This window comes from Photobacterium iliopiscarium (genome assembly GCF_003026395.1).
Classification (GTDB): domain Bacteria; phylum Pseudomonadota; class Gammaproteobacteria; order Enterobacterales; family Vibrionaceae; genus Photobacterium; species Photobacterium iliopiscarium.
In genome coordinates, this window is sequence record NZ_PYOO01000005.1 from 102256 (window position 1) to 117593 (window position 15338).

Annotated in this window: 14 protein-coding genes; 2 read left to right on the forward strand and 12 right to left on the reverse strand. The window is 37.7% G+C overall.

Annotated elements, in window-relative coordinates:
- Positions 1-247: 247 nt before the first annotated feature.
- Positions 248-1081: an ammonia-dependent NAD(+) synthetase gene (gene nadE / locus C9J51_RS09880; protein WP_045036958.1), complete on the forward strand. Its 834-nt coding sequence runs from the start codon at positions 248-250 to the stop codon at positions 1079-1081.
- 87 nt (positions 1082-1168) lie between these two features.
- On the opposite strand, the gene C9J51_RS09885 is transcribed toward nadE, so the two are convergent.
- The 6 genes from C9J51_RS09885 to vxrA form a co-directional block, all read right to left on the reverse strand.
- Positions 1169-1696 carry an HD domain-containing protein gene (locus C9J51_RS09885; protein ID WP_045040022.1) on the reverse strand — a complete coding sequence of 176 codons (528 nt, stop codon included), beginning with the start codon at positions 1694-1696 and terminating at the stop codon, positions 1169-1171.
- 157 nt (positions 1697-1853) lie between these two features.
- A complete protein-coding gene (locus C9J51_RS09890; RefSeq protein ID WP_045036956.1) occupies positions 1854-2039 on the reverse strand; it encodes a YoaH family protein in 186 nt (61 codons plus the stop codon).
- 84 nt (positions 2040-2123) lie between these two features.
- A complete protein-coding gene (locus C9J51_RS09895; protein ID WP_107275001.1) occupies positions 2124-3320 on the reverse strand; it encodes an NnrS family protein in 1197 nt (398 codons plus the stop codon).
- A gap of 145 nt (positions 3321-3465) precedes the next feature.
- The gene (locus C9J51_RS09900; RefSeq protein WP_107180452.1) at positions 3466-4350 is read right to left on the reverse strand and encodes a DUF2861 family protein; all 885 of its coding nucleotides are present in this window, start codon (positions 4348-4350) and stop codon (positions 3466-3468) included.
- 19 nt (positions 4351-4369) lie between these two features.
- Positions 4370-5029, reverse strand: a complete 660-nt coding sequence (locus C9J51_RS09905) for a response regulator transcription factor (protein WP_045036954.1) — start codon at positions 5027-5029, stop codon at positions 4370-4372.
- Positions 5004-6443: a sensor histidine kinase VxrA gene (vxrA, locus tag C9J51_RS09910; RefSeq protein ID WP_045040023.1), complete on the reverse strand. Its 1440-nt coding sequence runs from the start codon at positions 6441-6443 to the stop codon at positions 5004-5006. Before vxrA ends, C9J51_RS09905 begins: the two co-directional genes overlap by 26 nt.
- Positions 6444-6923: 480 nt before the next feature.
- Here vxrA and C9J51_RS09915 point away from each other — a divergent pair, with 480 nt between their 5' ends.
- Positions 6924-8423 (forward strand): SIR2 family protein, encoded by a 1500-nt coding sequence (locus tag C9J51_RS09915; RefSeq protein ID WP_045040024.1) that lies wholly within the window; start codon positions 6924-6926, stop codon positions 8421-8423.
- A 51-nt stretch (positions 8424-8474) separates the two neighbouring features.
- On the opposite strand, the gene pntB is transcribed toward C9J51_RS09915, so the two are convergent.
- The 6 genes from pntB to C9J51_RS09945 all read right to left on the reverse strand — a co-directional run bounded on the left by pntB (position 8475) and on the right by C9J51_RS09945 (position 15219).
- Entirely contained in the window at positions 8475-9851 is a 1377-nt protein-coding gene (pntB, locus tag C9J51_RS09920) for a Re/Si-specific NAD(P)(+) transhydrogenase subunit beta (RefSeq protein ID WP_107275002.1), read from the reverse strand.
- 10 nt (positions 9852-9861) lie between these two features.
- Positions 9862-11415: a Re/Si-specific NAD(P)(+) transhydrogenase subunit alpha gene (locus C9J51_RS09925; RefSeq protein WP_045040025.1), complete on the reverse strand. Its 1554-nt coding sequence runs from the start codon at positions 11413-11415 to the stop codon at positions 9862-9864.
- Positions 11416-11788: 373 nt separating this feature from the next.
- Complete coding sequence (locus C9J51_RS09930; protein ID WP_045036971.1) at positions 11789-12067, reverse strand: HlyU family transcriptional regulator; 279 nt, start codon at positions 12065-12067, stop codon at positions 11789-11791.
- Between the two features lie 345 nt (positions 12068-12412).
- Positions 12413-12607: a hypothetical protein gene (locus tag C9J51_RS09935; RefSeq protein ID WP_045036951.1), complete on the reverse strand. Its 195-nt coding sequence runs from the start codon at positions 12605-12607 to the stop codon at positions 12413-12415.
- 230 nt (positions 12608-12837) lie between these two features.
- Complete coding sequence (locus C9J51_RS09940) at positions 12838-14589, reverse strand: bifunctional metallophosphatase/5'-nucleotidase (RefSeq protein ID WP_045040067.1); 1752 nt, start codon at positions 14587-14589, stop codon at positions 12838-12840.
- 234 nt (positions 14590-14823) lie between these two features.
- Complete coding sequence (locus C9J51_RS09945) at positions 14824-15219, reverse strand: VOC family protein (RefSeq protein WP_045040026.1); 396 nt, start codon at positions 15217-15219, stop codon at positions 14824-14826.
- Between the last annotated feature and the right edge of the window lie 119 nt (positions 15220-15338).

Sequence of the window (15338 nt, forward strand, 5' to 3'; positions counted from 1 at the left end):
CCTCTTATTTGCAAAACTTACTAAATAAACTTACCAAATCCACTAAATAGCGAAAAATCACTTCGTATCGTATTGTTCTAACACCAAAATAGCATTATTTAAAATAATTTACGCTTGAGCATTAATCTTTACTTGGTTAGAGTTATCGCATGATTTTGATAAAGGTGTAATGGCTGAGTTCTCATTTTTCCATTATGTCGTTTTAAGTGATTAATATTTGGGCAAAAGCCTTAAGGATTCATGACCCATGGAACAACTTATCCGTGAACAAATGCGCGTACTACCCACTATCGATATTGCGTTTGAAATTCAACGCCGTGTTGCTTTCATCCAGAAAAAACTTAAACAGTCTGGTTGTAAGTCTTTAGTACTCGGTATTAGCGGAGGTGTTGATTCAACAACTTGTGGCCGTTTAGCACAACTTGCTATCAATGAGTTAAATACAACAACAAATAATGAGTATCAATTTATTGCTGTTCGTCTTCCTTATGGTGAACAACAAGACGAAGACGAAGCACAACAAGCTCTAAAGTTTATTCAACCAAGTCAATCTATTAGCGTAAATATCAAAGCAGGTGTTGATGCGTTACATGCAAGTGCTCTATTAGGATTAGACGCTACAAAGTTAATTCCAACCGATGCCGCTAAAGTCGATTTTGTAAAGGGCAATGTTAAAGCGCGAGCACGAATGATTGCTCAATATGAAATTGCAGGCTTAGTTGGTGGACTTGTTATTGGCACCGATCATTCAGCAGAAAATATCACTGGTTTTTACACTAAATTTGGCGATGGTGCTTGTGATTTAGCTCCACTTTTTGGCTTAAATAAACGTCAAATTCGTTCTATTGCAGCAACATTAGGTGCTCCAAATCATCTTGTTGCAAAAGTACCTACGGCTGACTTAGAAGAATTAGCACCACAAAAAGCAGATGAAGACGCATTATTGGTTACTTATGACCAAATTGATGACTTTCTTGAAGGTAAACCCGTTGATGATTTTGTACGCGAACGTCTAGTCAATATTTATCGTGCCACCCAACATAAACGTCAACCTATTCCAACTATTTACGATATTGATTAACACCAATCTATATATTGTGATGAGTTAACACCAAAATAAAAGGCCTAACATCATGTTAGGCCTCTATTTCGTCGAACAACAAATAATTTACTCACATAACGCTGTTTCTGGTTGATCAATAATGAGTGCATCTAGCTCTCTCCATAAATCATCACAAAGGCCAGGACGATATACTGCATCTTTAAATGCCGAATGTTCATGCTGATACATTTTATAATGTCGTGGCGAACTTTTACTGCTTGATCGTACATTAGATAAACGGTCGCAAACTTTCACAATCAAAGCCAAACGTGCAGCATCTTCTTCGATATTTAACGCAGCTAAACGTTGGTTAATTTCTAATTTTCTTTTAGCACGATCTTCTAATTTCACATCAGTAACAGAATTAACTGCATCAGCAATAGTAAAACCAAAGAGATCAACTAATTCATTAAAATTAGTATCTGTATCTTCAATAACATCATGTAATTGAGCGACAATCATTGCATCAACCCCAAATGGTTGAGCCAGTTTTGCAACAGTATTAAGATGAATGGTATATGGAAAATCGCCATATTTTTGCTCACCATGGCGTTCTTTTGCAAATTCTTGTGCTGCTAAATAACGGCTATCCATCTTTATATCCTCAGTACTTTCTTATTCTATTGGATCATTGTAGAAGTAATACATTCCTTGTTACTAGTCATTTATTTGGAATAAAATAATTCAAAAATAAAAAAAGAGCCTTTCGGCTCTTTCTATTAATTACATCGTTAGGAATGATAACTCAGCGTTATTCTTCTTCATCTGCTGAAAATTCACCGGCAGCTTGACGACGCTTCATATCCGCTTCACGAATCTCATTAGCGACAATCATGATAGCTTCACCACTGCTAATACCTGTAGCCATAAGATCATGGATACGCTCCGCAGCTACTTGCTGCTCTGAGTGTGTTAATGTCGGCGTGTGATTATACATATCATTCTTCTTAACTTCGTAAACGGGTAGGTATTCTAGGAGTAAAGTGAAACAATGTCACTGTTTATCCTTACTGAATACAAATCAACCGGGATGACCATCAACTCGTGCTTTCGTCAATACCGGAAAATAAACAATAGCAAAAATGGTAAATGCGATTACCCATAAAACAGCAGAAATAACATAAGCATCTATTGTTGCTACAGGCATAACCACGACGAATAATGTTCGCGCTAATAACGAACCGAATAGACTAATAAACGCAATAATCATCCAACGACCAATCTGTAATTTCCGCCCGGTGTGCCCTAATGAAACGCGAGCCATCATTGCCAGAATCATCGCACCAATGCCACCAATAGCGATGATATGAATGCCGATTGTTGGGTTCATACTATGGTTAATATAACTTCCACCAAGCCATGCTAAGCCAATGATCATTGATAAATAAGCCCCGTGTAGCGACCATAATAACGGCACGGTGATTGTTTTAAAACTACGCCAGCGGCACATGCGCACTAAATTGGTCACTGCTGCAATAAGATATGTTGCCGCTAATAGAGATGAAGGAACTGTAACCGGCAAAAGTGTGAATATTAACAATATCCAAATAGGTATTAAGGCTGCATATTCCAACATTGGTATGCGGGTAATTGTTTCCGTTTTTGTTCCTCGTGACGTAAAAAATGGAATCACTCTACCGCCAACAACAATGACAACAGCGGCGATGATCGTTAATGTCATTAACGCGGTTGCTTTTAAATCGTAAGGGATCACCTTAAGCACCATCAAATGATATTTTATATTCAACAACGTAAACATTATTAGAACAGGTACAAAAAACAAATTACGCCATTGTTTTACTTTAATAATAGGCATAGCTAAAAAAAGCGTTGCCACAATAATCCAAGCACAATCAATGATCATCCAAACATAACTGGGTGTCGCAATCATCAACCCTAAACGAGCAATAAGCCATAAACTAAATAAAAAGGCTAACTTCGCCCCTTTTACTCCTGTTTGTCCGGTCCATGTTTGTACTGCCGTTAATAGAAAACCAACAATCACCGCACCCGAAAATCCAAATAACATTTCATGACTATGCCACCACAACGGATTACCGTACATAAACTGACTAACATGACTATTACCCGCCCAAAACATCCCCCACAATGCAATTGAAATAACAGCATAAATAGCTGCCCCAATAAAAAATGGACGAAAAGCGAGTCTAAATAATGGGGGGATTTTTTCTTCTTGTGCTCGATCGATAATTTGCATTATATTGCCTCACTATAAACATGTGTAAATTATACATGTTTATAGTTCTATTTCTACTCTTTCTCGATTTACTTTTATTTATCTGAATTTAAAGAAAAAAAACGGCTATTACACTAATGTAATAGCCGTTCGATAATAAATTGTCTCAATCATCATCGCCCACATAATCAACAGGACGAGTAATACGTTGTATATCTAAGATTGATATTTCACCTTGCCAACGTGTTTTTATCACACCGACACTAAGCCAATAACGTCCTTCAGGAAAACTTAATTTAGGTAACGTTGTTGGCCAATTAGAATCAGATTCTTGACTCCAGATTGCATGCCACGTTGTATCATTGAGATCATATAATTTAGTGCTTAACGTCGGTGATGGACAGTTACCACTATTTTTATCAATATTATCAATACGCCATGTCTTACTGTCTTTCCAACTGATCTCTTGTTTATCGGCGGGTGCCGTTAAAACAATCCATCCAACCCACTCTGGTTGATTCACAGCTGTAATTGAAAGCTTGTATAAGCCCGCAGATACAGGTTCACCTAATCGTTGTGTTTCAACAGAAAAAAAACCACCATCATCAATAAATGGTGCACCTTGTAATAACGGCTTATTGGGCCATTTGGTCAGGCTAATATTAGTAATATCACTGCGCGTAAGACCAACAACAGAGATTTTTAACAGTTGTTGATTAAGATTTTGCTCTACCTGACGTTCAATTGACAACTTAGGCAGCCAAGTAGGTAACACTTTACGTTCAAGACTGTGCCCACAATCTTCACTAATAGCTAAATTAAGCAATTGATCGAGATTATTAGCTTGGACACTATTAGGCGATTGTTGCCATGCTTGGATGATAGTTTGAAAAACAGCAGCTGTATTATCTTCAAGTAATTCTTTATGCGCCATCGTATAAAGATCTTTTGAAATAAACCAATCAGATGCTGCAAATGCACTCGATGAAAATAACGTCGAGTGCACTAACAATAATCCCATAAGCCAGCGTTTTGGCTTGTTTATTCTCATGGAATACGGTACCTAAACCTTATGGTTTCATTCGGTATCCAACCCCACGTAACGTTTCAATCTCAATATCTGGCAACTTTTGACGTAATTGCAAAATATGAGTATCAACAGTACGCGTTGTTGGGTAATGATTGTAACCCCATACTTGATCTAATAATTCATCACGAGTAAATACACGGCCTGCATTTTTAGCTAAAAATACTAACAATTCGAATTCAGTGCGGGTTAATGTCACACTCTCTTCACCATGAAAAACTTCACGACTTTCTTGGTTAATTCGAATATTACCGACAGAAATAATATTAATGGCAGCCATATCGCCATCTTCACCACGTAAATGAACACGAACACGCGCTAGCAGTTCTTCTTCAGCAAATGGCTTGGTTAAATAATCTTTTGCACCAGAGTCTAGACCGATCACTTTGTCGTTAATTGAAACCATCGCTGTTAACAAAATAACAGGAACATATTTCTTTTTTAACCAACCAGATAAGTAGTCAAGCGAATCACCTTCTGGTAATTGGCGATCAAGTACAACAAGATCTGCGTCTCGCCATAATGCATCAACTTTAGTGGCACAATCAGCATATAAACAATTGTATCCGGCTTGCTTTAAGCAATCGAGTAAACCATCAGCAAGGTTCCGGTCGTCTTCAACCAGCAGCAGAGTTTGATTCACACGGAATCTCCAAAATAAATGTTGTCGGTGGACCAATAAGTTTCATACGGCCCCCCATTCTATTAATCATCGATTCAACAATTGTTAAACCAAGACCTAAACCTTGAGAACTAACAAATGGTTTTCTTAAACGAGACCAATCTTTAGCACTAAGCTGTCCTTCATCTTGAACAACCAATTTCAAAGTCCCATTTTTATACGATGACGACAAGCTAACTGGCGCTATGCCATATTTATGAGCGTTAGATAACACATTATCAAGACAAGTACCAAGCCAATAAATATTAACAAGGACACTTCTATCTTCTTCTAATTTTAGTATAACGTTATATTTTTCGGTTATATAACCTAGCCATTCATTCAATGACTCAACGTTTTGTACACTTAACTGTTGCTGGTTTGCTTGAAGGTAATCTTTACTCGCTTCCGCTAATTGACGGAGTCGACGAGAATCCTCAGTTAAACGACGAAACTCATCATATAAACCTTCAGGTAGTTCATCAAAATGACGTCTAAAACCTTCAACCGTCATTGCTAAGCTCGCAATAGGTGTTCGTAATTCATGGGTTAATATTTGTAATACTAGCATCCGCTCTTCCATCGTTCGACGACGAATTCGGAATCGATAAATAACCCAACTCAATAACAAACCAGCATTCATCACAAGTAAGCCTATTAATAAATAATAGGTTACATGAGATTTATTATCTTCACGCCAACAAATATTACCATTTTTCGCTAGACAAAAATCATTTTTATCTAAACGCTTAAAATGCAATTGATAGCGATTAAGCATTTTTGTCCATGTTACCTGACCAAAAACGCGGTATTCATTATCATTGCGAACCCACAGTTCGCCATTTGATATAAAAAATTGAGCGCCTGAAAGAAATGCATGAATTTCATCATTATTCATTCGCTGCAATCGGCCTAGAATCGTTGCGGCTGCCGCAATTGGACGTTCTTTTATATGTAAATATTTACTGTATTTTATCGCCATATCCGGATGTTTTTGAATATAACGATATGCATAACTACCACCACCGGGATGAATATACCCTGAACGCACAAACCAACTCGACGGTAATTTCGTTTTAAAACAAATAGCACGAGTAAATACAACAGGTTGAGTCACTAATGGTGATAATGGCCATGGCCCTTTACAGTTTAACGAATTATGGTACAACTGACGCAATGCACTCAATGGGTATTCATTCGTTTGCGGTAATAACGTTTCAGGCACTAACAAGGGCCCTGGATATAAGCTCTGAAGTTTACGAAAATCGTATGTTGCTAAAGGCTTATGTTTCAATAGATCAGAACGAACCGCATTTAACCGTTCTGGAAATGTTTGAGATTCTGCAAATGATGCGGCAGAAAAAAATAAAGAAAAGACTAACACATACGTTTTCATGCTTGTAGCTTAACATTGTAGAACCGTGTTTTGTCAATAAAATGTCAGAGCGGCAATGACTTGAATCAATAGCTTTCAACTGTAACATTTACGTTAAAAATACATTCTATTATTCATTAAAAAAAAGGCCACTCAACCTTGAGTGACCTTATTTATACTACTGATATTTTTATAAATGTTCAAGAATAGATAAGTATGATGCTTTGCATTGCCAAAAGTAAAATAGACTCACTCACCTTTTAAAATCAATGGCTCAGTAGAAACCATCATTATCAATCTTGCTAAAAACCATTATAAGCCACTTAACTATTACTGGTTCATTTGGTATCAACCACATGATTAAATCAATTGTAAGACGGTTAGTAACTACTTGCAGCCAACAAGATAACCATTTTTAACACTAATATACAAACTAGTGCTATGCGACTAATGATTAGCGTATTATTCTACTAGCAAATATCATTAATTTCAGAGGCTAACGTGGACATACGCGAATTTATTGGACAGTATCGAAATCATCCAGTGCTTTTTATTGGTGCTGGCGTTAGTCTTCGATATTTGAATAACTCATACACATGGGATGGCTTACTCAAAAAAATTGCTATTGAGCTAACTGGCAACGGTGAATTCTATCTAGATATTAAGTCACAGTGCCAAGTCGATGGTAAGTACGACTTCACTATGGTTGCTTCTAAGCTTGAAAAAGCGTTCAACCAAGCATTGAGTGAAGATCGTAATGGTAAATTCAAGGCTGTAAATGATATATTCTATGAGGAGATGGACAAAGAAAACAACTTGAGCCGCTTTAAAATCTATATCTCACAACTATTAGGTAAGCTAGATTATCGTGAAGAAATGGCGCATGAAATTGCCGAGCTGAAGAAAATTCGTAAGAACATCGGTTCAGTTATCACAACTAATTACGACTGTTTGGTTGAAGACGTATTTGGGTTTCAGTCGCTAGTAGGTAATGACATTCTATTAAGTAACCCATACGGATCTGTGTACAAGATTCATGGCTGCCACACTGATCCATCAAAAGTGATTATCACAACAGAGGATTATAATAAATTCAACGATAAGTACGAGCTTATTCGTGCTCAACTGCTGTCTATCTTTATTCATAACCCAATAATTTTTCTGGGCTACGGTATCGGTGACGAGAACATAAAGAGCTTGTTAAAGACAATATTCACTTACGTTGAACATAATTCAGAAGACGCTGAACGAATTCGCAATAATTTTTTATTAGTTGAATACGAAGAAGGTTCAAATTCACATGTAATCTGTGAGCATGATATTGTTCTTGAAGGCTTTGCTACAATTCGAATCAACAAGGTTAAGACCGATGATTTCGTGGAAATATACGAAGCCCTTTCTAATCTGAATTTACCTGTTTCTGCAATGGACATTCGAAAGGTACAAAGCATTGTTAAAGAAATTTACTCAGGGGGCAGCATTAAAGTCAACATTACGGAGGACTTAGATTCACTTGATAACAATGCAAAGATTCTTGCTATCGGTTCAAGTAAGACTATTACTTATACTCATCAAGATTCTGCAGGAATGATGAGTAATTATTTTGATATTATAGACGAAGCGAACGTTCAGCTTTTGACTCTAATAAACGAAATCAACATTGCTAGTACTCAGTGGTTTCCAATCTTTGGATTTCATAGAGTCTGTCCTGATATAGCTAAAGCGCAAGCACTAAAAGTACAACAAATAGCGAAGCTTGAAACACACCTTAGAACTTTAAATTCTAATGTTCAAAACACTCTAACAAGTCTTGTTGACATCATAAATGAAGAAAGTATCACCAGAGCTAACAAAATTAACGCAATTTTCTGGTCTGTATGGTACGAAAATTTAGACTTAAATGAAGTTGAAGAATTTTTGCTTGGAATGACCGATAAGAAAGATACCCATTATCGCCGTTTACTTTGTGCGTATGATTTCAAGAAATACGGGACTGAATAACAAGCAGAAAAAAGGAGAGCATATGCTCTCCTTTATTTTATCTAAAACACACTAAAGATGCTCTAAAATTTTAGAACAAGTTGTTTTCGCGTCGCCAAACAGCATTTGGCTATTCTCTTTAAAGAACAATGGGTTTTGTACTCCAGCATAGCCAGTATTCATTGAACGTTTAAATACAATCACATTGGCTGCATTCCATACTTCAAGAACAGGCATTCCAGCAATTGGACTGTTTGGATCTTCCATTGCGGCTGGGTTTACAGTGTCATTAGCACCAATGACTAATACCACATCAGTTTTAGGGAAATCATCATTAATTTCATCCATTTCTAATACGATATCATACGGTACTTTAGCTTCCGCAAGTAATACGTTCATGTGTCCTGGTAAACGCCCTGCTACAGGGTGAATACCGAATCGAACCTCTATACCTTGCGCACGTAATTTATCCGTGATCTCATGGACAGGGTATTGAGCTTGTGCAACCGCCATACCGTATCCAGGAGTGATAATGACAGATTTTGCATCTTTCAGTAATTCAGCTACTTCTTCTGCCGTTGTCTCACGGTGTTCACCGTATTCTTCATCAGATGCAGGAGCGGTACCATCAGAACCAAAACCTCCAGCAATAACACTGACAAAAGAACGGTTCATTGCTTTACACATGATGTAAGACAGAATAGCACCTGAAGAACCCACTAATGCACCCGTAACAATCAATAGATCATTCGCTAGCATGAAACCTGCTGCTGCTGCTGCCCAACCTGAGTATGAGTTAAGCATAGAAACCACAACAGGCATATCTGCACCACCAATAGATGCAACTAAGTGATAACCAAATGCAAACGCAATCAATGTCACTAAAATTAATGCAGCAAGTGAACCTTCAGCCTTCACAAACCACACTAACAATGCCGCAGAAACAAGTAATGCGACAAGATTAAGCTTGTGACGATGTGGAAGCTTCAATGCTGATGATGACACTAGGCCACGTAGTTTAGCAAAAGCCACCAACGAACCCGTAAAGGTTACCGCACCAATGAAGACACCAAGGAAAACTTCCACTAAGTGAATGTTTAACAATGCACCTTCTAGCGGCTGATGATGTAAAAATGTATTAAAACCAACCAGTACCGCTGCCATACCCACAAAACTGTGAAGCATTGCAACCAACTCTGGCATTTCAGTCATTTCTACTTTTTTAGCGTAGAAAATACCAATTGCACCACCAATGATCATCGCCAGAATGATCCATACTGTCGCTTGAGAGTCTGGACCAAAAATAGTGGCAATAAGCGCGATTGCCATACCCGCAATACCGAAATAGTTACCTTTTCGGGCGGTTTCTTGCTTGGATAATCCAGCAAGTGACATGATAAACAATACGGCAGCAACAATGTATGCCGCTTGTACGATTCCTGCAGACATGTATTACTCCTTATTTATCTTTACGGAACATTTCTAGCATCCGTTTAGTGACAGTAAAGCCACCAAAAATATTGATACTAGCAATGAGAACAGCAACAAAAGCCAACACGGAAACGATTCCTGAGCCTTGTCCTATTTGGAGTAATGCACCAACAATGATGATGCCTGAAATTGCATTTGTTACTGACATCAGTGGTGTATGCAAGGAATGGCTAACATTCCATACCACGTAATAACCGACAACACATGACAATACAAACACAGTAAAGTGAGCGAGGAACTCTGGTGGCGAGTAATGACCAACCCACGCAAATAATGCAATACCAGCAGCCATCATGCCGTACTTTTTAAGCGGTGACATTGGCTCCGCTTTTTTAGGCTGTACCTTTTCTACTGTTTTGGGTTGTTGCTTAACAGCAGACACTTTAATAGGCGGTGCAGGCCATGTAATTTCACCCTCTTTGATCACCGTTAAACCACGTAATACTTCATCATCAAAGTTAATATCAATCGTACCGTCTTTTTCTTTGCACAGCAGTTTTAATAAATTAACTAAGTTAGTACCGTAAAGTTGCGAGGCTTGTGTCGGTAAACGCCCCACCATATCGGTATAACCAATGATTTTAACGCCATTCGCGGTTGTGATAACTTTGTTTGCTTCGGTATAAGCGCAGTTACCGCCATTAGCAGCCGCTAAATCAACAATCACACTGCCTGACTTCATCGAATCAACCATTTCTTTGGTGATCAATTTAGGCGCAGGGCGACCAGGAATTAACGCAGTAGTAATAATGATATCAACATCTTTTGCTTGCTCAGCATATAAACGCTCAGCCGCTTGGTTGAATTCATTCGACATTTCTTTGGCGTAGCCATCACCCGTTGACGTATCTTCTTTAAAATCTACTTCAAGGAATTCAGCACCCATTGACTCAACTTGCTCTTTCACCTCAGGGCGAACATCAAACGAGCGAACAATAGCACCTAAACTTCCGGCAGCACCGATAGCAGCAAGACCAGCGACGCCAGCACCCGCCACTAACACTTTTGCAGGTGGCACTTTACCTGCGGCAGTAATTTGACCTGTAAAGAAACGACCAAATTCATGGGCGGCTTCAACAACAGCACGATAACCTGCAATATTCGCCATTGAGCTTAATGCATCTAAGGCTTGCGCACGTGAAATACGTGGCACTGAATCCATCGCCATCACATTAATATTTTTTGTGGCTAATTTTTCTAATAGCTCAGCATTTTGTGCCGGCCAAATAAAGCTCACTAAACTTGCGCCATCTTTGATGAGTTCAAACTCGTCAACACCCGTTGCAGGATTTACCTGCGGGGCATTCACTTTTAAGATAAGATCCGCTTGCCATACAGCTTCAGTTGTTGCTAATTCAGCACCCGCAGCCTCAAAGGCCGCATCATCAAAACTCGCTAATGCACCCGCTCCATGTTCAACAACAACGCTGAACCCCATTTTTAATAGCTGTTCTACCGTTTTAGGCGTGGCAGCAACTCGCGTTTCATTCGCGAGAACCTCTTTTGGTACACCAATCTGCATTATTATTCCCTGAACATTGGCTATAGATAAATATTTTGTATCTAACCTTAAAAGCAATAGCAAGCTTTTTACAGTTAAAAGCAAAAAATCCCACAAATTTCATTAATAAATAACATTGACGTCATTTTTTATTGAAATATAAGCACCTTTTCATCCATGATAAATAGTTTAAAAAACATGTATTACAGAATGTTAGTTATATTAAACAAGTCAAAAAACAACTTAGTTAATATTTCTATAAATCGGATTCTAAATATATTAAAAACACGCTTAATTTAACAAAAAAATAACACTTAACGGTCAAATTTTAGCGCTGAAAATAAGATACCCAGCTAATTACATGATTGCAATGAAATATGTTGTATATGCGTATTTATTTAAACATTCGATCGCCCGTTTGATCGATAAACATTTGTGCTTTTTTTAGCATAAATGTTTCAGCATCAGTACGTGACGGTAAAATATCAGAACGTATAAAGTGATGTGTCTGCGTAATGTCATTGCTTTTTTTACAAATGCGTCCAGCAATACGAAACTGTCCACCTTCCATTTGCGGTTCGGGATAAATCAAATAACCGTTATACTCAATCGGTTCAATTGTTGCGGTTTCTGTTGCTGTTTTTTTACCAAATAACCAAGAAAATAATCCCATCATTACCTCATCTTAATTTATCAATAACATCTTTTATCAATGGTATCCACGCTAACGGATCCTTTTATCTTGTGATATAAAAACAGATCTAACTATTATTTTTATATCACAAAATCAATATTATATGTTTCCATTACTGTAGCAAATCACTTTGTCGGCAATGTATAGCAATATCTCATCGTGATAAATTAAACCCCATAATCACATGTAAAAAATCAGATACGGCTGACCACCGTTATTGCAGGTATAAAAAAACCAGCACATCGGCTGGTTTCTTGTATTCTTGATTCATAATTAACGTAATCACAACGCTTACATAGTCATACTATTAACGATACAACAGAATTAACGATAAAGACCAATGTCTTTTTGAATATGTAATGGTAAATCAGAAACATTACGTAATGTTGGCGTTGAAACTGAACGGCTAAATAGAATATCACGAGCGTGGACGAGCAAGCCTTTTAACGTCAGTGAGTACGTTTTTTGATCGTCCATTACTGCTGTTGGAATAGAATCGAAATCAAATACCTGTGCCATACTGCCTCTTCGGATTAACCGTTATCAATGAAATTGGCAGCATAATAACGTAACACCAAAGCGATTGAGTAATGACATTATTTAACGATTAGGATTAGATAATCTAATCCTAAACACCAACGTTTACTCTTCGCCACCAGCACAGAATATCTAACTATTAAATCTACAACACTCCATATTAACAGCGAATAATGTGCCATTTAAACTTACAAAATAATAACGAACAACACTCAATGGCAATGATTATCGCATGGAATAAATACCGTTAAATTCTCACTTGGTTTATTAAACTCATGCTGCTGTTTTGCAAACGCTTCAAACGCTTCAGCCATTGTTACATTAAGGGCTTGGGGTTCTATAACATAATCAAGCAACGGAGCGTAGCCTTCTTTTCCTGTCGCGGTATACCCTGATGATACTGAGGTATACACAGCATCGTCTTTAACGGCTACCCACTGATGATTCGTATAATATTCTAAGCTTTCAATTCGCTGACCACTTGGCGCACCACAGCGATAGACATAGCGTAAATCAGCAACATAAGGAAAACTACCGTCCCCTGTCCCTTCTACATCATTATTAATGGCATTATCAATTGCCCCTTCAAGAGCTTGACGAATCCGTAACCCGCGTACGCTATAGAGCATAATTCCAATCGCAAACGGTAATAATCGACCAGCAATATCCGCAGGTGTTATCTCTCCAGGATTAAATGAACACCTTACGCCACCAGCATTATGGATACCAAAATCAACATGATGACCAAGTTCTCTCGCTTGCCAAACAAAGCTTTTTACAACCCATGGCGCTATATCACTTGCCCCTTTAGCATCAGGCACGCGAACATGACGCAACGGTTCATTAATACGCGCTATTTTATCTGTTTGTAATGCTCGTACCGCAGGCCGATAGTGTTCGTTAAGGATATTTTCAATACGTGGATCTTTTATTACAAACCGAATATTGGGCTGATGCAATAAATAATCCCGCACTTTATTATGATTATCGTGATCAAGATCTTGAGTTCGACCAGCATCAATCGTAAATTTACGTCCAAGTAATAACTGATTACATCCCGTGGCACTTTTTACACTACCATCAGCATTAAATGCCAACGTTAATTGACCAAGAGCTAATGCATTACACCCAGCTTGAACCACACAGGTATTATTAACCATCAAAGCGTAAGTATCTGTTTTTCCATAACCAATATTAGTAAAATCGCCTTGCATTGTGTGTGAATGCCCACCAATAATAGCACCGACTCCATCAACTTCTTGTGCCAACGATAGATCTCGGTCATACCCTAAGTGACTCAATACAACGACTTTATTAATACCTTTCGCTTTAAGATGTGCAATAGTATTTTTAGCAACAGTAACAACATTATGAAACGACGTATCAGGATCTGGGCTTGCTATTCCCGCCATATTTTCAATCGCTAATCCAAAAATAGCGACAGGTTCACCGTGAACATTTTTAATCAAATATTTAGCGGATTGAGTTGCGTTATCATAAGCATAAATATTGGCTTTATTACGCAGAGGATTACGCTTAGTTTGATCTTCTTGCGATAAATCCCAATTGCCTGCTAATAATGGAAATGTCGTATGATCAAGAAAATCAGCAACAATATCATTACCCATATCAAGTTCATGATTACCTAATGCCATCGCCTCAACACCAATCGCATTGAGTAAAACAGCATTCGCTATGCCTTTATAAAGCGAAAAATACAATGTGCCTTGAAAACAATCGCCCGCATGTAAAAACATAAATTCACGTTGATGAAGTAAAGCGTCGTGCTTAATCTCAGTAACCGCAGAACAAAGACGAGAAAAACCGCCACAACTGGCATAAACAGATGTCTCTGAATTTAATACATCAGGAGAGAGTGACAAAGAAATCGCAGAAGGCTCAAAGTTAGAGTGTGTATCATTAATATGAGCAAAAGTGATTGTTGCTGCGTGATTAACAGTCATAATAATTTCAGTTCCTCCAGAACCATCGGTATCACCTAACGACTGATTTATAACGCTCACAGCATTACAAAAATAAAGATCGTCACTAAATAAGAAACCAAATTACACAAAACGACATAAAAATGAGATCTCTGCCAAAATATACCGTTTTTCAAATAAAATCATTGAGTGAATATTCAACTAACGCTTTAACGATAACGTTTATTCACTCAGTGAACATTATGCTATTAATTATTATTGGTAGCGACCATGACGTTGTAGAAATTCAATTTTATAACCATCAGGATCTTGAACGAAGAAAAATTTAGCGAGCAATATTCCTTCACGAGAAAATTCTTTAATCTCTGCTGGGTTATAATTTAATTCCACCAAGTTTTGATATTCAGCTTCAAGATCATCAACAGCAATCGCAATATGACCATAACCTGTGCCATGTGTATAAGGTTCCGTTGTGCCCTCATTCCATGTTAATTCAAGTTCCATGTCATTTTCATCATTGCGTAGATACACCAAACTAAAACCATCAAAATCCAGTCGTTGTGCAATATCTAAATTCAATGCTTTTTTATAAAACGTTAATGACGCGTCAAGATCAACAACACGGATCATAGCGTGAATAATTTTAGCCATCAGATCGTCCTTTATAATTGTTTTCGTTAAATATTCATTGCTCGGTATAGTAACTTTTTTAATTTGAACATTGTATCAATAATGTGAGCAAAGCGATCCCTTTCTTATATCCTCTGCGC